The sequence below is a fragment of the Sphingomonas prati genome, from assembly GCF_014643515.1.
Taxonomy (GTDB): domain Bacteria; phylum Pseudomonadota; class Alphaproteobacteria; order Sphingomonadales; family Sphingomonadaceae; genus Sphingomonas_R; species Sphingomonas_R prati.
Window position 1 is genome coordinate 63316 of sequence record NZ_BMJP01000004.1, and the last position, 24363, is coordinate 87678.

The 24363-nt window shown below is 67.0% G+C and carries 24 protein-coding genes and 1 tRNA gene; 12 read left to right on the top strand and 13 right to left on the bottom strand.

Features of this window, described 5'->3' with window-relative positions; translation table 11 throughout:
- The first annotated feature begins 187 nt into the window (after positions 1-187).
- Entirely contained in the window at positions 188-391 is a 204-nt protein-coding gene (locus IEX50_RS12525; RefSeq protein WP_157176436.1) for a hypothetical protein, read from the top strand.
- A 38-nt stretch (positions 392-429) separates the two neighbouring features.
- Here IEX50_RS12525 and IEX50_RS12530 read toward each other — a convergent pair.
- The 3 genes from IEX50_RS12530 to IEX50_RS12540 form a co-directional block, all read right to left on the bottom strand.
- Positions 430-514 (bottom strand) — tRNA-Leu (locus IEX50_RS12530).
- A 96-nt stretch (positions 515-610) separates the two neighbouring features.
- On the bottom strand, positions 611-1312 hold the full coding sequence (locus IEX50_RS12535; protein ID WP_157176435.1) for a polysaccharide deacetylase family protein: 702 nt from the start codon (positions 1310-1312) through the stop codon (positions 611-613).
- A 78-nt stretch (positions 1313-1390) separates the two neighbouring features.
- Complete coding sequence (locus IEX50_RS12540) at positions 1391-2899, bottom strand: YifB family Mg chelatase-like AAA ATPase (protein WP_157176434.1); 1509 nt, start codon at positions 2897-2899, stop codon at positions 1391-1393.
- Positions 2900-3389: 490 nt separating this feature from the next.
- Here IEX50_RS12540 and rpmH point away from each other — a divergent pair, with 490 nt between their 5' ends.
- The 8 genes from rpmH to IEX50_RS12580 all read left to right on the top strand — a co-directional run bounded on the left by rpmH (position 3390) and on the right by IEX50_RS12580 (position 9538).
- Positions 3390-3524, top strand: a complete 135-nt coding sequence (gene rpmH, locus IEX50_RS12545; protein WP_076071284.1) for a 50S ribosomal protein L34 — start codon at positions 3390-3392, stop codon at positions 3522-3524.
- A 23-nt stretch (positions 3525-3547) separates the two neighbouring features.
- The gene (gene rnpA / locus IEX50_RS12550) at positions 3548-3889 is read left to right on the top strand and encodes a ribonuclease P protein component (RefSeq protein ID WP_157176433.1); all 342 of its coding nucleotides are present in this window, start codon (positions 3548-3550) and stop codon (positions 3887-3889) included.
- A complete protein-coding gene (gene yidD, locus IEX50_RS12555) occupies positions 3886-4098 on the top strand; it encodes a membrane protein insertion efficiency factor YidD (protein ID WP_157176432.1) in 213 nt (70 codons plus the stop codon). The genes rnpA and yidD overlap by 4 nt, the downstream gene beginning before the upstream one ends.
- 19 nt (positions 4099-4117) lie before the next feature.
- Positions 4118-5881, top strand: coding sequence for a membrane protein insertase YidC (gene yidC / locus IEX50_RS12560; RefSeq protein ID WP_157176431.1), 1764 nt, complete (start codon positions 4118-4120; stop codon positions 5879-5881).
- Between the two features lie 106 nt (positions 5882-5987).
- Positions 5988-6638 (top strand): ribosome biogenesis GTP-binding protein YihA/YsxC, encoded by a 651-nt coding sequence (gene yihA / locus IEX50_RS12565; protein ID WP_157176430.1) that lies wholly within the window; start codon positions 5988-5990, stop codon positions 6636-6638.
- Between the two features lie 78 nt (positions 6639-6716).
- Positions 6717-7370, top strand: a complete 654-nt coding sequence (locus tag IEX50_RS12570) for a glutathione S-transferase (RefSeq protein WP_157176429.1) — start codon at positions 6717-6719, stop codon at positions 7368-7370.
- A gap of 73 nt (positions 7371-7443) precedes the next feature.
- Positions 7444-8547 (top strand): succinyl-diaminopimelate desuccinylase, encoded by a 1104-nt coding sequence (gene dapE / locus IEX50_RS12575; protein WP_157176428.1) that lies wholly within the window; start codon positions 7444-7446, stop codon positions 8545-8547.
- Positions 8548-8755: 208 nt separating this feature from the next.
- A complete protein-coding gene (locus IEX50_RS12580; RefSeq protein WP_157176427.1) occupies positions 8756-9538 on the top strand; it encodes a helix-turn-helix domain-containing protein in 783 nt (260 codons plus the stop codon).
- 57 nt (positions 9539-9595) lie between these two features.
- On the opposite strand, the gene IEX50_RS12585 is transcribed toward IEX50_RS12580, so the two are convergent.
- From IEX50_RS12585 to phaR, 4 genes are all read right to left on the bottom strand, one after another.
- Positions 9596-10171 (bottom strand): Smr/MutS family protein, encoded by a 576-nt coding sequence (locus IEX50_RS12585; RefSeq protein WP_157176426.1) that lies wholly within the window; start codon positions 10169-10171, stop codon positions 9596-9598.
- Positions 10149-11468 carry a murein transglycosylase A gene (gene mltA, locus IEX50_RS12590; protein WP_373285311.1) on the bottom strand — a complete coding sequence of 440 codons (1320 nt, stop codon included), beginning with the start codon at positions 11466-11468 and terminating at the stop codon, positions 10149-10151. Before mltA ends, IEX50_RS12585 begins: the two co-directional genes overlap by 23 nt.
- Entirely contained in the window at positions 11465-12109 is a 645-nt protein-coding gene (locus IEX50_RS12595; RefSeq protein WP_157176425.1) for a Tim44/TimA family putative adaptor protein, read from the bottom strand. Before IEX50_RS12595 ends, mltA begins: the two co-directional genes overlap by 4 nt.
- 112 nt (positions 12110-12221) lie before the next feature.
- Complete coding sequence (gene phaR, locus IEX50_RS12600) at positions 12222-12806, bottom strand: polyhydroxyalkanoate synthesis repressor PhaR (RefSeq protein WP_157176424.1); 585 nt, start codon at positions 12804-12806, stop codon at positions 12222-12224.
- Between phaR and IEX50_RS12605 the strand changes: the two genes are divergently transcribed.
- The 3 genes from IEX50_RS12605 (at position 12805) to IEX50_RS12615 (ending at position 18453) form a co-directional block, all read left to right on the top strand.
- Positions 12805-13914 (top strand): polyhydroxyalkanoate synthase family protein, encoded by a 1110-nt coding sequence (locus IEX50_RS12605; RefSeq protein ID WP_157176423.1) that lies wholly within the window; start codon positions 12805-12807, stop codon positions 13912-13914. The two genes, phaR and IEX50_RS12605, sit on opposite strands and share 2 nt — an antisense overlap.
- Before the next feature lie 34 nt (positions 13915-13948).
- Complete coding sequence (locus tag IEX50_RS12610) at positions 13949-15121, top strand: acetyl-CoA C-acetyltransferase (RefSeq protein WP_157176422.1); 1173 nt, start codon at positions 13949-13951, stop codon at positions 15119-15121.
- A gap of 182 nt (positions 15122-15303) precedes the next feature.
- The gene (locus IEX50_RS12615; protein WP_157176421.1) at positions 15304-18453 is read left to right on the top strand and encodes a TonB-dependent receptor domain-containing protein; all 3150 of its coding nucleotides are present in this window, start codon (positions 15304-15306) and stop codon (positions 18451-18453) included.
- Between the two features lie 91 nt (positions 18454-18544).
- Here the strand turns inward: IEX50_RS12615 and IEX50_RS12620 are convergent, their stop codons facing one another.
- From IEX50_RS12620 to IEX50_RS12645, 6 genes are all read right to left on the bottom strand, one after another.
- The gene (locus tag IEX50_RS12620) at positions 18545-19441 is read right to left on the bottom strand and encodes an iron-containing redox enzyme family protein (RefSeq protein WP_373285312.1); all 897 of its coding nucleotides are present in this window, start codon (positions 19439-19441) and stop codon (positions 18545-18547) included.
- Between the two features lie 97 nt (positions 19442-19538).
- Complete coding sequence (locus IEX50_RS12625; protein ID WP_157176419.1) at positions 19539-20297, bottom strand: ABC transporter ATP-binding protein; 759 nt, start codon at positions 20295-20297, stop codon at positions 19539-19541.
- The gene (locus IEX50_RS12630; RefSeq protein WP_157176418.1) at positions 20294-21094 is read right to left on the bottom strand and encodes an MlaE family ABC transporter permease; all 801 of its coding nucleotides are present in this window, start codon (positions 21092-21094) and stop codon (positions 20294-20296) included. Before IEX50_RS12630 ends, IEX50_RS12625 begins: the two co-directional genes overlap by 4 nt.
- A gap of 78 nt (positions 21095-21172) precedes the next feature.
- Complete coding sequence (locus IEX50_RS12635) at positions 21173-22810, bottom strand: Hint domain-containing protein (protein WP_157176417.1); 1638 nt, start codon at positions 22808-22810, stop codon at positions 21173-21175.
- Between the two features lie 144 nt (positions 22811-22954).
- Complete coding sequence (locus IEX50_RS12640) at positions 22955-23323, bottom strand: GFA family protein (protein ID WP_157176416.1); 369 nt, start codon at positions 23321-23323, stop codon at positions 22955-22957.
- 691 nt (positions 23324-24014) lie between these two features.
- Entirely contained in the window at positions 24015-24362 is a 348-nt protein-coding gene (locus IEX50_RS12645) for a hypothetical protein (RefSeq protein WP_229673984.1), read from the bottom strand.
- Position 24363: the final 1 nt, after the last annotated feature.

Sequence of the window (24363 nt, forward strand, 5' to 3'; positions counted from 1 at the left end):
AACTTCGTCTCCACCGACCATCCGCTCCTATGCGGACGCAGGCCCGGCTGTCACGCGCCGATGCGCCGAACGGTTCGTCCCTTCGCCCCGGGGGAGCGCACGGCGCTGCAGAGCGCGCCCCTAGGGCACGCGGGCGGACCGAACCGCCCTCCCCCGCGTTCCCAATGTATCAAATAGGAGACGCAACATGACCACCCCGCTCCAGCCGACCCCGGATCCGCTCAAGGAACCGGCCACCAAGGGCGCCGACGGCGGCGCATCGATCACCGGCGAGGCGCACATGCCGCGGGACCCCGATGACGACAGCGTCAACGGCAGCCAGAATCTGGAACAGCGCCACGCGCCCGACAAGTTCAAGGACGGCGACCCGGCCAACCACGGCAGCCGCTGACTACGCGGTCCGCTCCGGCCCGGGATCATCATGGAAATTGGTGCCCCTGGCCGGGGTCGAACCAGCACTCCTTGCGGAACTCGATTTTGAGTCGAGCGCGTCTACCAATTTCACCACAGGGGCACGCGACCGCTGCCTAACAAAGCCGCCCTCGGATCGCAACTACCGCATGCCGGGTGATTTGCACCTGAGCGGATCGAAACCCTCCACCCGGGCGGGCTAGCGTTCGCCCACTTCTCGTGCCGCAATCAACTCGCTTACCGTCACGACGCGAAGGCCCTTTGCCTCCAGACCATCTAGGATCGCCGGCAGCGCGGCCCGCGCCGTCCCGTTGGCGCGGTACATCGCATGGACGAGGATGATCGAACCGGGCCTCGCCTCGTTCACGATCTGACGGGTGAAGACCGCGGGATCGTTCGTCCGCGGGTCCTCGACATTCCACATAATCAGCTCGTGATGCTGCTCTCGCAGGACCAGCGGCAGTCCGATCAGCTTCTTGCCGTTGGGCGGCCTGAATAGCCCCGGTGTTCCGCCGGCCCGGCGGATCAGATCGTCCGTCCGCGTGATCTGATCGCGATAATAACCCATCGAACGGCGGATCATCAGGCGATGATCGAAACTGTGGTTGCCGATCTCGTGCCCGGATCGGACGATACGCCGGACAAGCGCCAGGCGCTTCTCCATCTCGGCCCCGATCAGAAAGAATGTTGCCCGCGCACGATGCTCGGCCAGCACCGGCAGGATCGCGTCGACGCCATAGGTCGTCGGACCGTCGTCGAACGTCAGCGCGACATACGGCCTCTCCGTGGCGACATGGCACACGACATCGCCCACCAGGACGAAGCACCGCGCCTTGCCGATCTGCCACAACCCGACGACGATCAGCAGGACGACGGCAACCGCCAGGCACGCACCGATCATGCGACGCTTCCGGTCAGCCCGACCGATTTCGGCGCTCATGCTCGGCATGGCCGATCGTCCGCGGTCGCACCTGACCATCTAGTTCGTCGGCGTCCTGCGGCGATAGCTCAGCGCCTCCGCCACATGCACCCGGCTGATCCCGTCATGTCCGCCCAGATCAGCGATCGTCCGCGCCACGCGCAGCACACGGTGATAGCCGCGCGCCGACAGCCGCATCGCCTCCGCCGCCTTGGCCAGCAGCTGCCGCCCCGCCTCGTCGGGCGTCGCCACGCGGTCGAGCAGCGCGCCGTCCGCCTCCGCATTGGTCCGCACGCCCTCACCCGCGTAGCGCGCGGTCTGCACATCGCGCGCCGCCGCCACGCGCGCCGCGACCTGCACGGACCCCTCGGCCGGCGGTGGCAGCACGAGGTCCGCCGCGGTCACCGCGCCGACCTCGACATGCAGATCGATCCGATCCAGCAGCGGTCCCGAAAGCTTCGACTGATAGTCCGCAGCACACCGCGGCGCCCGCGCACACGCCAGCGCCGGGTCGCCCAGATGCCCGCACCGGCACGGATTCATCGCCGCGACCAGCTGCACCCGCGCCGGAAACGTCACATGCGCATTGGCCCGCGCGACGGACACCTTCCCCGTCTCCAGCGGCTGCCTCAACGAATCGAGCACCGCGCGCTGGAACTCGGGCAGCTCGTCGAGGAACAGTACGCCGAGATGCGCCAGCGACACCTCGCCCGGCCGCACCTTCAGCCCGCCGCCGACCAGCGCCGCCATCGACGCACTATGATGCGGCGCACGGTACGGCCGCCGCCGGATCAACCGCCCGTCCTGCAGCAGCCCGGCGACCGAAGCCACCATCGACACCTCCAGCGCCTCCGACGGCGTCAGGTCCGGCAGGATGCCCGGAAGACACGCCGCCATCAGCGACTTTCCCGCCCCCGGCGGCCCCGCCATGATCATGTTGTGACCACCCGCCGCCGCAATCTCCAGCGCGCGCTTGGCGGTCTCCTGTCCCTTCACCTGGCGCAGGTCGGGGCCGTCATGGCCGCTCTCGACCGCACCGGGCAGCGGCGCGGGCAACGGCGCGGTGCCTTTGAAATGATTGAGCAGCGCGAGCAGCCCCGGCGCACCGACCACCTCGATCGACCCGGCCCACGCCGCCTCGGGCCCCTGCGACGCGGGACACACCAGCCCCAGCCCACGCTCCGACGCATGCAGCGCCGCCAGCAGCACGCCCGGTGTCCCCGACACGCGCCCGTCCAGCCCCAGTTCTCCGACCACCACATAGGAGGCCAACGTCTCGGCATCGATCACCCCCATCGCGCCGAGCAGCCCCAGCGCGATCGGCAGGTCGTAATGCGATCCTTCCTTGGGCAGGTCGGCGGGCGACAGGTTCACCGTGATCCGCTTGGGCGGCAACGCCAGCCCGATCGCGGTCAGCGCGGCGCGCACCCGCTCGCGGCTTTCCGCCACGGCCTTGTCGGCGAGCCCCACGACGGCAAAGGCGGGCAGGCCCGGTGCCAGCTGCACCTGCACCTCGACCGCGCGCGCCTCCAGCCCGAGATACGCAACCGTCGAAACATGCGCGACCATGCACTTCTCCCCCGTCCCGGGCTATCGGGGGGCCGCGCGGGGAAGTCGAGCGATTTCCCGGGTTTAGCTCACCAGAGTAGCGATCACCGCCTTCAACCCGCTGCCGATCTGCGCCAGCTGCGGCACCGCCTCACCGACGCGACCCGCCTTCGGTCTTGGCCTGCATCAGGCCCGCGCCCGCGATCATGAGGAACGCGACGATCCGCAGCCCCGCATCCAGCCATGCATATCCGGTGTCGCGCATGCCTGCTGGCTCCCTGGTTTCGGATGGCGTCTTGGTGTTCATGGTCATGACCGGCCATATCGCATCCGATTATGTCTCGTTCATTGCTGGACTTCAGCGAAGGATGACGTAGCGGAAATGATCCGCGCTGGCGGGGCACCGCGGCGGCATCCTTGACTCCGCGGCGGCCTTTGCCTAATCGCACCGCCATTCCGGTCGCACGCCCGTCGTGCGGCCTTTTGCCGTTAAAGCCCCAAGGAATGACCGATGAAGCGCACTTTCCAGCCGTCGAACCTCGTTCGTGCCCGCCGTCACGGCTTCCGCACGCGGTCGGCGACGCCGGGCGGCCGCAAGATCCTGGCGGCGCGTCGCGCCCGCGGTCGCAAGGTCCTGTCGGCCTAACGACGGACAAGGCGGGGCGGCCGGTGGTCGCCACGCTCACCCGCCGCGCGGATTTCGTCGCGGCAAATGGCGGGATCCGGGCTCCGATGCCCGGCTTCATCCTCCAGCTCCGTCAGCGCGGTGACGCCGATCCGGCGATTCGTGTGGGTTACACCGTCACCAAGAAAGTCGGCAACGCCGTCGTCCGCAACCGCATGAAACGGCGATTGCGCGCCTTGGCGCGTGCCGCCTTGCCCGAATCGGGTGTGGCGGGGGCGGACCATGTCCTGATCGGCCGCGGCGGCGGGATCGAACGATCGTTCGCCGACATGACGCGCGACCTGGAAAAGGCCCTCACCAAGGTCACCCGAGCAGCGCAGAAATGATCGCCCGCGGGCTGATCCTGGTGGCTCGCCTGTGGCAGATCGGCCCCTCCCGCCTCATTCCGCCAACCTGTCGCTACTCGCCCAGCTGTTCGTCCTATGCGATCGAGGCATTGTCGCGCTATGGGGCGGCGAAGGGTGGCTGGCTGGCTGCCCGTCGATTGCTGCGCTGCCACCCCTGGGGTGGGTGCGGTGCCGATCCCGTTCCATGAGATTTTGGGGTGATTTCCGTTGAATAGCGATAATCGCAACCTGATCCTCGCGATCGTGCTGTCCGCGCTCGTGCTGTTCGGCTGGAGCGCGATCTCCAACCGCTTCCTGCCGACGGCGGCCCCGCCCTCGACGCAGATCGTCGACGGCAAGCAGGTCGCGCTGCCCAAGCCCGAGGCCGCCCCCGACACGCCCGTCGCGATCCGCGACCGCGCCGTCGTGCTGGGCGAGGCTCCTCGCGTTCAAATCAAAACGCCGAAGCTCAACGGCTCGATCAACCTGCGCGGCGGCCGGATCGACGATCTGACGCTTACCGCCTACGGCGAAACCATCGCGAAGAACGCACCGCCCGTCCGCCTGCTGTCGCCCGCCGGTACCGCCGACGCCTATTTCGCGGGCTTCGGCTGGACGGGCGAGGGTGCCGCCATCCCGAGCGCCGACACCGTCTGGACCGCAGACCGCACGCTGCTCGCGCCGAACAGCCCGGTCACGCTCAGCTGGGCGAACGGTCAGGGCCAGATCTACCGGCTTCGGTTCGCTGTCGATCCCAACTACATGTTCACGGTGACGCAGACCGTCGCCAATGCCGGCGCCGGCCCCGTTGCGGTGCAACCCTATGCGTTGGTCAGCCGCAACGGCGTATCGAAAGATCCGGACGGCTGGACGATGCACACCGGCCCGATCTCGACGTTCAACGGCAGCACCAACTATGGTCCGAACTTCTCGGAACTCGACAAGGCTGGTGCCACCGGGGTCAGCTACCAGTCGACCGGCGGCTGGCTCGGCTTCGGCGACAAATACTGGCTGACCGCGCTTGCACCCGACCAGCGCGCGCCGATCGACGCTGCGTTCCGCGCGGGTGAGGGGCAGCGTTACCAGGCGCAGCTCACCAACCGCTCGCGCATCGTGCCGGTCGGTCAGCAGACCAGCGCCGTCCAGCATTTCTTCGCGGGCGCCAAGGAAGTGAGCACGCTCGACGGCTATGAATCGTCGCTCGGCATCCCGCATTTCGGCCGCGCGATCGACTGGGGCTGGTTCGAGGTCCTCGAAAAGCCGGTCTTCTACGTGCTGCACTGGCTGTTCGAGGCGATCGGCAATTTCGGCGTCGCGATCATCCTGCTGACCGTGCTGGTCAAGATCTTGATGTTCCCGATCGCGCAGAAGCAGTTCAAGTCGATGGCCGGCATGCGCGTCATCCAGCCGAAGATGAAGATTCTTCAGGAACGCTACAAGGACGACAAGGCCAAACTCCAGTCCGAGATGCTCGAACTGTACAAGACCGAGAAGGTCAGCCCGCTGTCCGGCTGCCTGCCGATCCTGATCCAGATCCCGATCGGCTACGCGCTCTACAAGGTGCTGATGCTGACGATCGAGATGCGGCACCAGCCGTTCGCGCTCTGGATCAAGGATCTTGCCGCGCCCGATCCGCTGACCCCGGTCAACCTGTTCGGCCTGCTCGATTTCACGCCGCCGCACCTGATCGCGATCGGCATTGTTCCGATCCTGCTCGGCGTTACGCAGTATTTTCAGTTCAAGCTCAACCCGGCCCCCGCCGATCCGACGCAGGCGCAGATCTTCGCGATCATGCCCTGGGTGTTCATGTTCATCATGGCGCCCTACGCGGTCGGCCTGCTGCTCTACTGGATCACGCAGAACCTGATCACGATCGCGCAGCAGACCTGGTTCTACAGCCGCTACCCCGGCATGAAGGCCGCGATGGCGACCCCCGCGCCGACCCCGACCCCGGCCACCCCGATCAAGCAGGCCCGCACGCCGAAGAAGTAATCCAACCCCGTCATGCCGGCCCAGCGCCGGTATGACGACCATGGCATCCTCTCGCCCGTTCGGTTCGAGCCTGTCGAGAACCGCCACAGACCCGCCAGGACGCGCCATGACCGACGAAGAATTTAACCCCGCCGAACATCTGATCGAACCTGCACGCAAGCTGTTCGCGGGTCCGATCGGCTTCCTCAAGTCCGCCCCCGGGCTTGAACATCTGCCCAGCCCCGACGTGCCGGAGGTGACCTTCGCCGGCCGCTCCAACGTCGGCAAGTCGTCGCTCCTGAACGCGCTTGCCGGCCGCAATGCGCTGGCCCGCACGTCCAACACGCCGGGCCGGACGCAGGAACTGAACTTCTTCGACGTCGGCGACCCGCTCGTCTTCCGGCTGGTCGACATGCCCGGCTACGGCTTCGCCAAGGCGCCCAAGGACATGGTCCGCAAATGGCGCTTCCTCGTGAACGACTATCTGCGCGGCCGCGTCGTGCTGAAACGCGCGCTCGTGCTGATCGACAGCCGCCACGGCACCAAGGACGTCGACCGCGAGATCATGACGATGCTCGACAAGGCCGCCGTCTCCTACCGCCTCGTCCTGACCAAGGCTGACAAGATCAAGGCGAGCCACCTCGCGACCGTCACCACCGCTACGATCGCGGAGGCGCGCAAGCATGTCGCCGCACACCCCGACATTCTGGTCACCTCCAGCGAGACCGGCCTCGGCATCCCCGAACTGCGCGCTGCGGTCCTCGAAGCGATCGGCTGAGCGACCGCCCGTCGGCGGACCTTGCCCTGCGCGGCGTCGCGGGGCAGAAGCCGGCCGAACCCGGGGGGACCTTACGCCATGCTCGACATCATCATCGGCAACCGCGCCTATAGCAGCTGGTCTATGCGCGGCTGGCTCGCCGTCCGGCTCTCCGGCCTGCCCTTCACCGAAACGCTCCTGCCGATGTGGTCGCCCGAATGGGACTTGGCGCGCGCCACCGGCCCGCTCGCTCTGTCCGGCAAGGTCCCGACACTGGTCGACGGCGACGTGACGCTCTGGGACAGCCTGGCGATCGTCGAGCATCTCGCCGAGCAGACCGGCCGCGACCGTTTCTGGCCGACCGCCCCCTCCGCCCGCGCGCTCGCCCGCTCGATCACCGCCGAAATGCACAGCGGCTATCCAGACCTGCGCCGCGATTGCGGCATGAACGTCCGCCGCACCTACGCCCCCGCCCCGCTCACCCCCGCGACGCAGGCCGACGTCGACCGCATCGTCGCCCTCTGGACGCTCGCCCGCACGCGTTTCGGCGGCACCGGCGACTATCTGTTCGGCGACTACGGCGCCGCCGACCTGATGTTTGCACCGGTCGCCACACGCTTCCGCACTTACACCATCCCGCTCCCCGACATCGCCGCGCGCTACGTCGAAGCGATCCTCGCCCACCCCCACGTCGCCGAATGGATCGCCGCCGCGCACGAAGAGCCCTGGGTCCTCGACCGCTACGAACGCTGACCCAGCCGTTCCCCGGCGCTGGCCGGGGCCTAGACGCAACCGCTCCCCCAGCGTGCGCCAGCAGGAACCCGAGATGCTCGACCCCGTCACCCTCACCGCAGACCTGATCGCCTGCCCCAGCGTCACACCGCGCGACGCCGGCGCGCTCGACATTCTCACCATCGCACTCGAATCGATCGGCTTCGCGGTCGAAACCTTCTGGGCCGGCGAAGCCCCCGACGGCCCGGTCCGCAATCTCTTCGCCACGCGCGGCACCGGGGCGCCACACTTCGCCTTCGCCGGCCACACCGACGTCGTCCCCGCCTCACCCGAAGCGTTCGTCCCCACGATCAACGGCGCCCTGCTCCACGGCCGCGGCGCGGTTGATATGAAGGGTGCGATCGCCGCCTTCGCGGCCGCCGCCGCGCGCACGCCCGACCACCGCGGCACGATCAGCCTGATCATCACCGGCGACGAGGAAGGCCCCGCCACCCACGGCACCGTCGCGCTGATCGACTGGATGGCGGCACGCGGGATCCGCCCGGACCTCTGCCTCGTCGGCGAGCCTACGTCCGAACGGCAACTCGGCGACACCATCAAGATCGGCCGCCGCGGCTCGGTCAACATGTGGATCGATGTCGCCGGCACGCAGGGCCACGTCGCCTACCCGCACCTCGCCGACAACCCGATCCCGCGCCTGACCGCGATCCTAACCGCGGTCCAGGCGCTCGCGCTCGACGACGGGACCGACTGGTTCCAGCCGTCGAATCTGGAGGTCACCGACATCACCGTCGGCAACCCCGCCTCGAACGTTATCCCGGCCCACGCGTCCGCCCGCCTCAACATCCGCTTCAACGACCTCCACCGCGGCGACGCGCTCGTCGCCCGCGTCACCGACATCGTCACCGCGCATGGCGGCACGCTCACCGCAAAGGTCTCGGGCGAGGCATTCCTCACCGAACCTGGCCCGCTCGTCGACAGCGTCGCCGCGGCGATCCGCACGGTCGTCGGTATCGATCCGGTCCTGTCGACCGGCGGTGGCACGTCCGACGCGCGCTTCCTGTCGCGGCTCTGCCCGGTCGTCGAGTTCGGCCTGCTCAACGCCACGATGCACAAACAGGACGAAGCCGTCGCCACCGCCGGCCTCCACGCCCTGACCGACATCTACGCCGAAATCCTGCGGACGACGCTAGTCTGACCCTCCGCCCGGTGGAACCGCGACCGGCACCAGTTCCGCCCGTCCCGTTGCCTTGCCCAGCCTATGAACAGCGTGAAATCCGTCGCCGGCGGCACTGCGGATATCGCTACGTCTCCGACCGATCCGACAACATGGTCGGCCGTCCGGTTCTGCCCACCCAATTTTTTGGGGGTAGCCACCACGAACGACGGACCATACCCCGGGCCTCATGAACATGCCGGCAAAAGAAGGCCTCTCGGCGCTCACGGAGAAGGAGAAACAGACCCTTCGTCTCATCGTTCGCGGTCATGACGCGAAATCGACTGCGCGCAGCCTCGGGCTGTCGGTCCACACCATCAACGAACGGCTTCGGGATGCGCGGCGCAAGCTGGCGGTGTCGAGCAGTCGCGAGGCCGCACGCATCCTGTTTCAAGCCGACGGCGTCGACGCGACCGGACCGATCCCCGATTTATCGGGAAACACGGAAATCGGGGAAGACATCCCCCACCCCCCGGCCGAGCAGGAAAGCACGCCGACAGACGGCGCGGGTCGGCGCTTTCGCCGGCCCTGGATCATCATCGGAGGCTTTCTCATGACGTTCGCACTCGGCCTGTTGCTACTTGCCGTCACACCCCAGAGCGGATCCACCCCGACATCGACGCAGCCCGCGTTGGCCGAGGCCCCCGATGCGCAAGCGGTGGAGACCGCGCGCCAATGGCTCGGCTTGCTCGATCAGGCCAATTGGGTGGAGAGTTACCGCGCGACCGGGGCCGCCTTCCAGAAACTGAACACTGTCGGGGCGTGGGCGGCGGCATCCGAGAAAGCGCGGCTGCCGTTGGGAAAGATGCTCACCCGCACCTTCCTCAGCCAGGAAAATCTGCCCGCGCCCCCCGCCGGCTATGAAGTGATGAAGTTTCGCACGCGCTTCGCCAACCAGGCCGAGGCGATCGAAACCGTCACGCTCGATCGCGAGGATGGGCGCTGGCGCGTCGTGGGCGTGACGATCGGATAGCACGGCCCGCCACCGGCCGGTTCGCCCCCCCGGATCCGCCGGCAGCCCCAACCGCTGCTACTCCCGCACCCGCCGCAGGATCACGTACAGCGCCCCCGCGCCACCATGCCGCGGGTGCGCGTTACGGACCGACGCGATGCGGGAGGCATGCGACGACCCCATCAGCCAGTCGCCGATGACCGCGCGGATCGCGCCGCGCCCCGGCCGGTCGAGCGCGCTGCCGCGGACCTTCGGCGGTTTGCCCGTCACCAGCAGCATCAGCCGCGCACCGTCGGCCAGCGCGCGCTGCAACCCCATCTCCAGCACACCATGCGCCTGGACCAGCGTGTAGCCGTGCAGATCGATCGTCACGTCCGGGCTCGCCATCCCACGCCGCAACCGCCGGTCCCAGCCGCCGTCCAGCGTCTCGCCCGGCCCGGCCGGCCGCGCGACGGGAGGACGCACCGGAGCCGCCACGCGAACCTGTGGCGCCAGTCGCTTCGTAACCTTGCCAGGTGAAGCCGGCGGCGGCGCGGCGACCGCTTCCAGCACATCCGCCTCCGGCAGCAACGGAACGGACGGATCGAGCGGGCGCACATCGGCGGTCACCCGCCGCCACAGCGCCTGTTCGTCAGGGCCGAGCCGCCGCCGCACCGCCCGCCCCGCCGTTCAGCCGCGCCGCGGTCCCGATCGGCAGCAACAGCCACGCCTGCCCGCGCGCCGACATGCCGCCCGCCACCGTCCGCGCCTCCGCGCCCGACCCCCAATAGGTGTCGAACCGGTTCGCGCCCTTGATCGCGCCGCCGGTATCCTGCGCCACCCACAGGCCACTCGCCTCGCCGTGGTCCATCGACAGGAACAGCGGCGCACCGAGCGGCGTGAACGCCGGGTCCGCCGCCACCGTCGTGCGCCCCATCACCGGATAGCCCATCGCGCCGAGCGGCCCCGCGCCGCCCAGTTCGCGGAAGAACACATAGCTCTTGTTCGCGTTCATGATCGCCGCGCCGCCGTCCGGCTCCTGCCGCAACCGCGCGATGATGCCCTGCATCGACGTCGACTGGCCCGGCGCGAACAGCCCGCGGTCCTTCATGTACTTGCCGATACCGGTGTATTCGCGGCCGTTCTGCGTCGCATAGCCGACCCGCATGATCCCGCCGTCCGGCAGGCGCAGCAGGCCCGACCCCTGGACCTGCAGGAAGAACACCTCGATCGGATCCTTCCCCCACGCCACCACCGGCGCGCGGTAGCCGATCGCGCCGCTCTCGATCGCCGCGCGGTCGGGATACAGCCCAAGCGTCGTGCCCTTCACCTGCCCACGGATCTTGCGACCCTTCAGGTCCGCCGCGAACTGCCCCAGGTCGACATCGACTAGGTCGCTAGGACGCCCGTAGATCGGCACGTCATAGCCCGAGCGACGGACGCGCGACCCGGCGATCTCCGGCTCATAGTATCCGGTCGCGAACGCCTGTCCGCTGCCCACCACGACAGGCTCCAGATAGCGCGCGAAGAAGTCGAGCGCATTCGCCCGCCCCCATCCCGCCGCCGCGGTACAGGCCGGCACCCAGTCCGCCCCACGCGTCAAACCACTCCGATCGGTCCGCTTGATCAGCGACGGACAACTCGTCCGGAACGCCGCCAGCGCCGCCAGCGCCTCCGCCTCGGTCGCACCCAGCGCGGCAAAGGCCGGACCGGCTCGCACGCCGGACGCAACGGCAGTGTCGGCCTGAGGCGCCAGATAAGGCGGCATCACCGGCGGCACGACGGCGCGCGGCACGATCCGCTTGGGACCGGGCGTCAAGCTCGTCGGCGTCGCCAACGGAGCAGAAGACGACGGGGCCGGCGTAGCCTCAGGCGCGACCGGCGCAGTCTGCACGCCGCCCGACTGCGGCGCGGCGCATCCGGCCAGCGCTAGAACCAGCGCCGCTGCGCCGACGCGAAGTTGCCAGATCACGCCGCTTCGTCTGTTTCGATCAGGATCCAGTTGGGATCGCTCGCGCGGATGGTGCGCGCAAACGTCCAAACGTCGTGCGTGGCGACCGCATCGCTTACCGAACCGGCAATCACGACACCCTCAGCATCGCGCGTCACCGCGGCGATGTCTGCATCGAACCGCACCACGATCGACGCGGTCTGACCATCGACGCGCACCGCATCGATCATCGCCCGCTCGATTGACACGAGTCGATTGTCGAGCACATGCCCGGCCTCACGCCGATCGGCGATCGCCTCCAGGAAAGCATCACGCACGTCGGCATCGACCAGCCGACCCAGCGCGTCCTCGTCCCCGGCCCAATAGGCCTCCAGGATCATGCGATACGCGGACCGCGCGCCCTCGAGGAACATCGCGGGGTCGAACTGCGGGTCCGCGGCGATCAACGCGCGCAGGCCGTTATGCGCCTGCGGTTCGATCATCGGTTCGGTGGTGGCCTCCGGCTTCGCGTCGACCACGGTGCGCGGCAAGGCAGCGGTCGCCGCTTTGGTCTCGACCGGCTTCACGATCGGCTGCTCATGCCCGGTCCGTTTGCCGAGCACGCTGTATAGCCGCAACCCGACGAAGAAGAAGACCAGTGCCAGAATAATGATCGTTTCCACCGAGCCTCCGAACGCTCTGTCGGATACGCAGATCGCATCCGGCACTAGATATAGGCGCTCGACGCCGATCTTCCAAATCCGCCGCGTGCGATATCGCCCCCCCGGGCCGGCATCAGCTCCGGTGCGTGTCGATCCGTGCCTGCAACGCCGCCACCTGTTCCTTCAACGCCGCGATCTCGTCGTTCACCACCGCCGGCACCGCCTCGCCATTGGCGTCCTTTGTCTCCGGATCCAGCGGCCCGCCCGGCACCAGCGGCGGCTTGAACGCGCTCGCCGCCGCCTCGAACATCTCCAGGTTGCGCTTGGCGATCTCCGCGAACGGGCCACCGGAGAACGCCCCCTCCATTGCGGACCGGAACTGCAACTGGTTGCGCTTGAACGCGTCCATCGACGCTTCCAGATATTGTGGCACCATCGACTGCATGTTGTCGCCGTACAGACCGATCAACTGGCGCAGGAACCCGACCGGCAGCATCGTCTGCCCGCGGGTCTCTTCCTCCATGATGATCTGGGTCAGCACGTTGTGCGTGATGTCTTCTTCGGACTTGGCGTCGATGACCTTGAACTCGCGACCGGCCCGGGTCATCACCGCCAGATGTTCCAGCGTGATGTAGCTGGAAGAGTCGGTGTCATAGAGACGCCGGTTCGCGTATTTCTTGATAATGACGACGCCCGAACCACCCGAAGACTTGCCCATGCCCGTTTCCTTCGCCCCCGAAAACCCATCGGTAGCACCGAAAGATGCGGCGTCGCAACACAGGCCCCGCCCCCTGCCGCTGTTCCTCGAAATGGTGCGCCGCGAGACGACCGACGCGCCCGAACGGCTGACCGCGGCCCTCGCCGGTCTGCGCCGTTACCAGCAGGCAGCACGCCCCACGCCACCGCCGCCCGCCCCCATCCTCGCGCGGGCCGGCCGTGCCGTGCTGCGCGACTATGGCGGTCCCGCCGACGCGCCCACGGTCGTGTTCGTGCCCTCGCTCATCAACCCGCCCTCGGTGCTCGATCTCACGCCCGACCGCTCTCTCCTCCGCTGGCTGGCAACGCAGGGCCTCCGCCCGATGCTCGTCGACTGGGGCGGGCCCACCCCGGCGGACGCGAACCAGAACATCGCCGCCCATGTCGAACAGATGCTCCTCCCGCTGCTCGATGCCGCCCAAGCGCTGGACAGCCGAAACACCCCGCCCGCACTCGTCGGCTACTGCCTGGGCGGCACGATGGCGATCGCCGCCGCCGCCGCGCGCCCGGTGGCGGCACTTGCGCTGCTCGCCGCCCCCTGGTCGTTCGCCGGCTTCCCGGACGACTCACGCGCCGGCCTGGCGAAGCTCTGGACCGATGCCGCCCCCGCCACCCGCCAGCTCGGCCTGTTGCCGATGGAGCTGTTGCAGGCGGTGTTCTGGCAGCTCGACCCCGCCCGCACCGTCGCGCGCTTCGTCGATTTCGCCACCCGCCCCGACATCGCCGCGCATGTCGGGCTGGAGGACTGGGCCAATGACGGCCCACCCATCGCACTCGCCGCCGGGCAAGAGCTGTTCGAAGGGCTGTTCCGCGACGACCTGCCCGGCCGCGGCCTCTGGACCGTCGCCGGCGGCCCGGTCGATCCGGCAGCGATCGCCTGCCCGATCCTCGACATCGTCTCGACCAGCGACCGGATCGTCCCCGCCGCCTCGGCGCTGTCGAACCGGCTCCCCCACGCCGCCCGGCTGTCGCTCGATCTCGGCCATGTCGGCATGGTCGTCGGCCGCCAGGGTCCCGAACGGCTTTGGAAACCGCTGCGCGACTGGCTTTTACACCCGGCCGCCGGCTGATAGACGGTGTCGGATAATCTGAACGGAGAGATGCATGTCCGATATCGTGATCACCGCCGCGCGCCGCACCGCGGTCGGCAGCTTCCTCGGCGCCTTCGCCGCGGTCCCCGCGCACGAACTCGGCCGCACCGCGATCGTCGCCGCGCTCGAATCCGCCGGCGTCGCGCCGGATGAAGTCTCCGAGGTCATCCTCGGTCAGGTCCTGACCGCCGCGCAGGGTCAGAACCCCGCGCGCCAGGCTTCGATGGCCGCCGGCTGCCCGAAGGAAGTCCCCGCGTGGGGCGTCAACCAAGTCTGCGGTTCGGGCCTCCGCGCCGTGGCGCTCGCCGCACAGGCGATCGCCTGCGGTGACAGCCGCATCGTCGTCGCGGGTGGGCAGGAAAGCATGTCGCTCGCCAACCATGCGCAGGCGCTGCGTGCCGGCACGAAGATGGGCGCGGTCGAACTGGTCGACACCATGATCAAGGACGGCCTGACCGACGCTTTCAACCATTATCACATGGGCATCACCGCCGAGAACCTGGCCGAACAGTATCAGCTCGGGCGCGAGGAGCAGGACCGCTTCGCCGTCCGCTCGCAGAACCTGGCCGAGGCCGCGCGCAGCGCCGGCCGCTTCGCCGACGAAATCGCGCCCGTCACGATCAAGGGCCGCAAGGGCGACACCGTCGTCGATCAGGACGAATATATCCGCGCCGGTGCCACGATCGAGGGCATTGCCGGCCTCCGCCCCGCCTTCCGCAAGGACGGCACCGTCACCGCCGCCAACGCATCCGGCCTGAACGACGGTGCCGCGGCCCTCGTCCTGATGTCGCGCGAGGAGGCCGAACGCCGCGGCGCGCCGATCCTCGCCCGCCTCGCCAGCTGGGCGTCGGCCGGCGTCGATCCGTCGATCATGGGCATCGGCCCCGTCCCCGCCACCCGCCGCGCCCTGGAAAAGGCCGGCTGGCAGATCGCCGACCTCGACCTGATCGAGGCGAACGAAGCGTTCGCGGCACAGGCGCTCGCCGTCGGCCGCGAACTCGGCTGGGATCCGGAACGCGTCAACGTCAACGGCGGCGCGATCGCGCTCGGCCACCCGATCGGCGCATCCGGTGCCCGTGTCCTTACCACGCTGCTCCACGAAATGGGCCGCCGCGACGCGAAGAAGGGCCTTGCCACGCTCTGCATCGGCGGCGGCATGGGCATCGCGGTGTGCGTCGAGCGTTAGGCGCTTCATTGTGATTGCTTAACTTATGACGCCTTACTGACAGTCCTGTTGCAAGTTTGAGACACAGCGCAACAATCTGCAATATTGGCGCCTGAATGCCCGATTAACGGCTTGCCGGCTTATGCCGGTGCGACATGATGGCCCCTCTTCGATGCATGTACGCATCATGAACAGGGGACATCATGTTGAAGCCACGCTTTCTGGCTGCGAGCGCGCTCGCCGGTACCTTCCTGCTCCTGGCGACGCCGTCGCTGGCGCAGACGTCCAACGAACGGGCGACCACCGGAACGAACGACATTGATCCGTCGCGCCCTGTGACCGGATCGATCGCGACGGAAGAAGACGCGGCGGCCGACGGTGACTCGGTCGTCGTTACCGGGTCGCGCATCCGTCGCGCCGGTTTCGACACGCTCGAGCCCGCAACTGTCGTTTCCAGCGAGTATCTCCAGGCGCGCGGCCTGACCAACGTTGCCGACGCGCTGAACGAGCTCCCCGGCTTCGGCGTCGGCGTGTCCCCGGAAGGCGGCCAGTCCGGCTTCGGCGTGGGCCAGAATTTCGTCAGCCGCTTCGGTCTTGGGTCCGCCCGCACGCTGACGCTGGTCAATGGCCGCCGCTTCGTGTCAACCAACGCTCCGTCGATCTTCGGGAACACCCCCGGGCTCCAGGTCGATCTGAACGTCGTCCCTGCCCAGCTGATCGACCGGATCGAAAATGTCGCCATCGGCGGCGCCCCGACCTACGGTTCGGATGCGATCGCTGGCACCGTCAACGTGATCCTGAAGCGCAATTACGAAGGCGTGAACATCTCCGGCCTGGGTGGCCTCACCAGCCGCGGCGACAATGGCCGCTACAATCTCGCGGTCGTCGCCGGGCATAACTTCGCCGAGGGCCGCGGCAACATCACCGTCGCTGGCAGCTACGATAAGTCCAACGGCGTACTCGGCAACGCCCGCCGCCGTCTGCGCGAAAGCATCCTGACCGGCACGAACCCGCTGGCCGGATCGGCGGTTGCCAACCTGAACGGGCGGACGCCCGCCACCGACGGTCGCCTGAACCCGAACGTGCCGTTCAACACCGGCAACGCAGACGGCATCCCCAACTCGGTCTTCATCCGTGACGGACGCATCTTCTCGCTAACCGCAGGCGGCCTGTTGCTGCCGTCCACCGGAACGACGACGCTCGCCAACGGGCTGCCGCGCGGGTTCGGCGCCGCCAACACGCTGGTGCAGTTCGATCCCAGCGGCAACATCGTCCCGTTCAATCCCGGCATCACCTTCGGCGGCCAGAATGCCAGCGGCGGCGACGGTTTCCTGCTGAACGATACGACCCAGCTGACGTCCGGACTCGAACGGATCACGGGCAATATCCTCGCCAACTACGAACTGACCGATAACGTCCGCGCCTTCTTCGAGGGCACTTATTACCGTGCGAACGCACGCGAACTGGCTGACCAGTCGATCTACAACGCGACGCTGTTCGGCGGCGTCTCCGCACCGCTTACCTTCCAGTCGAACGATCCGCGGCTCTCCGCGCAGGCTCGTGCCCAGCTGGCCGCGCTGGGCGCCACCAGCTTCCGCCTGTCGCGTGCGTCGACGGATCTGGTGAACAACAACGCCAGTTCCCGGACCGAGGTCTATCGCGGCGTCGCCGGGATCCAGAGCGACTTCGATCTGTTCGGCAAGGCGTTCAATTTCGAAGCGTCCGCCAACTACGGCCGCAGCGAAGGCACCTTCTTCGCCAACGTCCTGAACCAGCAGCGTTTCGTGAACGCGATCAACAACTGCCAGCCCGCGACCGCCGCGACGAAGGTCAATCCCGACGCTCTGCTGCCGGTGGTGGACGCCGCCTGCGTCCCGCTGAACGTGTTCGGCCAGAACCAGTCGTCGGCAGCCGCCCGTGCCTACGTCACCGGCGTCACGAAGGCGCGATCCACGCTGGAACAGCAGGTCTATAACATCAACTTCGGCACCTCGGACCTGATCAATCCCTATGGCGCCGGTCCGGTCGGCTTCAACGTCGGCTATGAACATCGCAACGAGAAGGCGAGCTTCAATCCCGACGCGTTCCAGCTTGCCGGTCTCGGCCGTTCGGTGCCGATCGGCGGCACTTCCGGCGAGTTCAACACGGACGAGCTGTTCGGCGAGCTCCTGATTCCCGTCGTCGGCCCGCTCAACAACATCCCGTTGGTCGATTCGATCGATCTCGAGGCGAAGGCGCGCTACGTTCAGAATTCGATCAACGGCGGTTTCACGACCTACACGTTCGGCGGCCGCTACAGCCCGGTCCGCGGTATCCAGTTCCGCGGCAACTACACGCGCTCGCTTCGCGCACCCGTCGTGACGGAGGCCTTCACACCCCAGTCGCCGGCGTTCAACACCTTCAACGATCCATGCGATTCGACGCAGATCGCCAGCGGTACCAACCCGGCCGTCCGGCAACGAAATTGCGCCGCCTTCTACGAATCCTACGGCCTGAACGGCGCGACGTTCATCTCGGCGGCACGCCTCGCGACGGTGCCGACCCTGACCGGCGGCAACCCGGATCTCGATAACGAAGCCGCCCGGTCCTACACCTACGGTGTGGTGCTCCAGCCGCGCTTCATTCCTCGCTTTCGGGTGGCGGTCGACTGGAACCGAATCCGGATCAAGGGCAATATCGTCCAGCTGTCGAACATTAACGTCGCCGAGGGTTGCTACGACAACCCGGACTTCGACACGTCCGACGTCGACAACGCGAACCAGTTCTGCTCGCTGATCACGCGCGTCCGCAGCGCCGATGCCGCCCGAAACGGTCAGCTCAGCAACGACGCCGCCGCGCCTGCGCTTCGCACGACCTTCGTCAACGGCGCTTATCAGACCATGAAAGGTCTGACGGCCGACATGGAGTATAATTTCCCGCTCGACGGGATCGGCATGGCGGACAGCCGCATCGATCTGGCGGGGAATTTCTTCTACCTGCAGAGCCTGACGAATTCGAACAACGGGGTCACCGTCACGCGGCAGGCCGGCGCCATCAACAATCCGAAATATACGGCGCAGGGCAATGTGGGCTTCACGCGCGACGTGTTCGGGATCGATTTCCAGGCGAACTACCAGAGCGGCGTCGTCTACCTCCGCTCCAATACGGTCGAAACGCAGGATATCCTGAAGCTCGGCGACTACTGGAACTTCAACCTCAGCACCTCGCTGCGCATCGCAGAGAGCTCAGTGTTCCGGTTCACGATCTCGAACCTGACCGACAAAATGCCGCCCTTTCCGCTCGGCACGCTCGCATTCGGTGCCTACGACTTCCTCGGTCGCCGGTTCGCGGTGTCGTTCCAGCACAAGCTGTAAGAGCCGAGCTACTCGCACATAAAGACGGCCGTTCCGGACAACCGGAACGGCCTTTGTCATTTCCTCGAACGCACCACCGGGCAGCGCAGTTCTACCCCCAGAGGGTTTCGCGATAGCGGGCAAAGCAACGCGCTCCGCACCGCAGCCGCATCAGTGCACCTTCTGCCATCGCCGTCGCACGGCGTGGGTCTTCGCTGACCAGCGGGCGCACCGCCTCGCGGTTCCAGTCCGCGCTATGCTTGATGTCGAGCACCGCATGCAGGTCGAAATACCGCCGCTCGCGGTCGTTCAACCCGATCCGGCGCAGACCCTTCGCGGTCAGGCCCGAGCGCGCCGGCGCCGTCAGTTCGATCACGCCCAGCGCGCCAACGCTATGCCACGCATAACGCCGCGTCGTCGCCATCGCCGTCATCGCGTTCGCAAGTGCGAGGCTTTCCCAGATCGTCGTCTCGATCACCGGGTTCACCGCCAGCGTCTCGACCAGCGCATCGAGCATCGGGCCGTGCATGCCCTTCAAGTTACCGCGGCCCATCTCGTCCCAATAGTTCCGCGCCAGTTCCAGCTTGGCCCGCGCCGGCAGCTTCACCTGCGTATACGCAACGAGATCGTCGAACCCGGCCTCGCCCGCCGCTTCCTGCTCGAAGAACCAGCGTAGTTCATCGCGCGTCGCGGTCTCGGCCAGCCAGTCGAACAGCGGGTCATGCTGCCCTGGCCCGATCGCCTCGAGACCCTCGAACCACGCGATGAAACCCTCGACATCGGTCGGCACCGCCGCCGCTTCCGCCGTCACCTCGGCGCGCAGTTCCTCGATGAACCCGCCTTCAAGGCGTAGCATCCGCGTATCTCGGTCGAGCGTCTCCTGCCAGTCGACAGACGGCATTGCGGGCTCGAGCCGTTCGCGGTTCCAGTGCGCGAGCCCGCGCTGGAAACTATCGGTCAGGAATTGGGACGCACGCGGTGCGCCGTCCACCAGAGGTCTGGAGGCCATTTTCATCATCCAATCGGTCGAATATAGACGATGAGCGGTTGAACGGCACGCATGTTCCGTTGATTCACTTGGATCAACGCGAAACTGGTCGCCGTTGTTACCGAATCGGGCCGTCCGCCCTACCCTGCACGAACTGGTCCACATAGGGGTTGCCGGAATCGTACAAGCGATCCTGCGGCCCTTCCCAGATGATCCGCCCGTCGTACAGCATTGCCACGCGGTGCGCGATCTTGCGCGCGGATGCCATGTCGTGCGTGATGGTCAGCGCCGTCACGCCCAGATCCTCGACCAGGCTGACGATCAGGTCATTGATCACGTCGGCGCGGATCGGGTCGAGCCCCGTGGTCGGTTCGTCAAAGAAGATGATCTCCGGGCGCGGCGCGATCGCGCGGGCCAGCGCGACGCGCTTCTGCATGCCGCCTGACAATTCGTTCGGCCGCAGATTCAGGATTTTCCCGTCCAGCCCGACGCGCTCCAAATTCTCCTCGGCCACCTTCTTCATGTGCGCCGTGTCGCGCGACCGGCCCTGCGTTAGCCCGAACGTCACGTTGCGCCACACCGGCAGTGAATCGAACAGCGCCGATCCCTGGAACAGCATGCCGAACTTAGCACGCACCCGCTCCTGATCTTTGCCGCGCAGGCCGATCACGGACTCGCCGTCGACCAGGATCGATCCGGCATCGGGCTGGATCAGCCCCAGGATGCACTTCAGCGTCACCGATTTGCCGCTGCCCGACTGGCCGATGATCGCCAGCGACTCGCCCGCCTCTATCGACAGGTCGACACCGTTCAGGATGGCGCGCTCACCGAACCGCTTGGTCACGCGGTCCAGGACGATCTTCGGGCCGGCGCTCATCCGAATGCCATCACGGTGATGATCAGGTTGGACGACAGGATCAGGATGAACGCAGACACGACCGCATCGGTCGTCGCGCGCCCCACGCCGGCCGCCCCGCCCTCGGTCCGGAACCCGTGATAGCAGCCCATCAGCGCGATGAAGAAACCGAACACCGCCGCCTTGGCCAGCGCCATCTGGAAATCGTCCGCGCTGATGAACTTGCGCGTCATCGACAGGTAGTTCGCCGCGTTGAACCCCAGCTTGTGCACCGCCAGCAGATAGCCGCCCATGATCCCGATCGCGTTGGCGACCAGCACCAGCAGCGGCATCGTGATCACCGCCGCGAACAACCGCGGAGCAAGCAGATAGCGGTACGGATCGGTCCGCAGCGTCGTCATCGCGTCCATCTGCTCGGTCACACGCATCGTGCCAAGTTCGGCCGCCATCGACGATGACACCCGCCCGGCAACCATCAGGCCGACCAGCACCGGACCCAGTTCGCGCACCATGCCGATCACCACGACGGCCGGCACGGTCGACTGCGCACTGAACCGCGAACCGGCGGTGTAGATCTGCTGCGCCAGCGCCGCACCGGTGAAGATCGCGGTCAGCCCTACGACCGGCAGCGAGAACCAGCCGAGATGCAGCATCTGCTCAAGCAGGCGACCGGGGTAATAGGGCGGGGTCAGCCCGCGGACGACGGTTTCGAACCCGAACCGGGCCACCCGGCCGACACCCGCGAACAACGCCATCACCAGCCGCCCGACCGAAGCGAAGAAGGCGATCCCCGCCACACCGATTGCCCGCGCACTCATTCGTTCCGCTGATAGCGGCGGAGTGTGCGGATGGGCAAGCGGTTTGCTACCCGGCCCGGACTGCGGGCTATTGATTGATCAGGCGGGATATTGCGCGAAACAGTGCACGTTCAATACCACTTCCATTTCACCATGCCGGGCGTGATGCCGTTTCGGCAGCATCGCCGCGCCGTTCGTCCAGCGGAATGCGCCCTCCTCGACCGCGTGAAACCCGGACCCCCAGTCGGGGGTCGCCGCAGCGACCTGGGTTTCGCCGGACGCGTCCCGCACCAGAAAGCCGCGGAGCGCCACGCCCAGTTGCCGAAAGTCGCGTGCCGAACGGGTGAAGGCCGGAACCGCGTGGCGCGACCCGATGCGGATATCGCCGGTCCCGGCACCGACGCGGAACCCGTAAAAATTGCCGTCGATCATGCATGGGTCCACCCGCACGTCGTCCACCATGAGATGGAGGTCCGGATCGTCCGTGACGACGCGGTCGTCCGCCCCGGCGCGGTCCGCAAGCGACCGCCAGACCGCATCGACGGCCGGTCCTTCCGACACGATCGGCGCACAGGGCGGCATCGCGACGGTCTCGTTCAAGCATCCGTCCGCGAAGCAAAACGCGTCACGGTTCCCGTCGTTTCGGTAGCTTTCCGCCGGTGCCCCTTCCGCCAGCAGGATGTCGTGGTCGGCCAGTTCCAGATGATGATAATCCACCCGATCGGCGTCTTCGTCCCACAGGATCGACCGTCCGTTGATCAATTCGCCGATGGGAATTAGGACCCGACCGAACAGGAACGAGTGCCCGCGGGTGACGCGCAGGTCGCGCATCGGCACGCCCATCGCGAACGCGTCGCGCCGGACGATGACGGGGCGGGCATCGCCCCGGGCGGGTGCCGATCCACCGCCTATCCAGACCACCGGCTTCGCATCGCCGGCGGCGGTCGTCACCAGGTCGCCGATCGCGATGTCCTCGACGGAACGGAGCCCGTCCGGCGTCGAGATCGCGGTCCCGCGACAGAAGCAGACCGGCACGGCTTCCGCGGACACCACCGTCTCCCCGGCTGCATTACCGTACACGATGAAACGGGTGGTGTTGGCGTTCACCAGGCTGACTTGGATGGGATAGGTACTGCTGCCCTGAACCTGCAACAGGCCTTTATCGACATCGTTGCTCAGCGTGACCGACGCGTCATACCGGATCGACGGGATGGTGATCGTGCCGCCCTGCTGCAGGGTGATCGAGTCGGGGCGACCGGAAACGAGACGCAGGTCACCGCCGAACCCGACCGTGATCGCCTGCATATATGTGGTGTCCGGAGCGGCGCCGGCCACGGGGCTGGCGCCGTCATATCCCGCTTCGGTGATGACCATCTTTCCACCGGATGCGACGAACATGTCGCGGACCGACCCCGAAACATATTGAATGCCGCCGTCCTGGATGAACCCGTTGGTCGCGCTCGCGCCCGCGGCGATATGCTCGATCCCACCCCTGATGATGGTCCCGAAATCCGTACTGCCCGCGTTGAGGAAATATTCGCCGCCGACGTTGATCGAGTTGCCGTCGACCCGACCATAATCGACCGTCATGACCCCACCGCTGTTGACGGTGACGAAACTGGCATACGGACCGTTGTTGAGGCTCTGGTCCGGCCCGATCAGCCGCAGGATGTCTCCGTTGTTCAAGATCAATGAGCTCGGCGCAGATTGCCCGTCGCCGACGATTGTCTCGGTCATGAACTCGACTTCCTTGGATCAGGCCACGGAAGTAAAGCTGACAGACGTTCATCGTATCCGCAACCCGTCCGATGGACGAACGTGAACAACTCGCGGGGTCCGATCGGCCAACCGGCGCCGATCGCCGTCTGTCGACGACCCGCCCTATCCCAGCGCCGCCCGTGCCTTGTCCCAGTTGCGCCCGTCAAACGGCACCGTTGTGACGGACAGCCCATGATCCTCGTCCAGGCAGCGCAGGTTCACGCTGATCGCGTCCGGGTGCGACCGTGGGCGGTAGAAGCTCTTGATCCCGCATTGCGTGCAAAAAATGTGACGGGCCTTGCCCGAACCGAACCGGTACGTCGTCGTATCGCGCTGCCCATCGACCAGCCGGAACTTGTTCTCCGGCACGATCAGGTGGAGATACCCGGTCATCGCGCAGATCGAGCAGTTGCAGTCGAGCACCTCGACCGCGTCCGGCACCGACGCCTCGAACCGCACCAGCCCGCAATGGCATCCACCTTCGACCAACATTTGTATTTCCTCACCTTCCCTCGACACGGGATGACGCGCGGCCCCGGCCCGTCCCCGGCATCGCCGCAATCCGAGTCGCCGTCGCCACCATCGACCCCGCGCCCTGGGCCGGCGGCTCGACACGGCTCACGGGACCGCCCAGACACCGGCACGGCGCCCGTCGGCACCGGATAAAGTCATCTTCTCCACAGCGCTAGACTTGGTTCATGCGCCGCCCTGCGGACGGCGAAACGCTGGGCGTGCTCTGTCACCGGCGACCAGCGGCGATGCGCGACGGCACGCCCAGTCGCGTGACGTGCAGCAAGGGCACTTGATATCCGCCTGCCCTCCGGCCTGCTGCGACATTGCAGCCGTTATGAACTTCGTAGGCGAGTTGATACCCTTCGGATGCCGTAACATGCGCATCGAACCGACGGCCGATCACAACAGACATTTGCGAAGCCGACGGCATCGGGGCGGTGAGGCGGAACTCGGAATAACGGAGAGTTCCGAAACGGCATCCGTCAGGCCAAAGCGACGTGGTCGCCGGTCCGCGCGGGCTAGCCGCTGATGTCGCCTGACGGAAATGCGATCCGGAAGAAAACGCGGATCGGTCCATAGTTCGGACTGAGGTCGGCGCAAAGCGGAAGCGGACTTAGAAGCGGACGCAGCGACGCTTCGGTGCCGCGGTCGGCGGCGAAAGGTGATGCTTTCATTGGAACGATGCTCCTGCGGCCATGGCTTTGGTCGGACTGAACCCCTGTTGCTCGAGAAAGGCATTGAGCGCAGTGACCAGCGCCTGCGCGACCGGGATGGGAAGCGTCACGCGACCAACGACCACGCGTTCCAGAACCGGATTTGCCCGTGCATGATCGCAGCGCAGGCTATCCAAGGTCAGTTGGACGGCGCCGCCCATGTTACAGAAGCCGGCAACGCCGGTCGCGAACAACTCTGGCGAGAACGGATTGTCGATCAGAGCCGGGTAGGGTTGCGCCTCGGGTTCCGGTCGAGGAAAGGACGCCTTAGCGGAAATGAACATCGCGAACACCTTTTCTGTCACA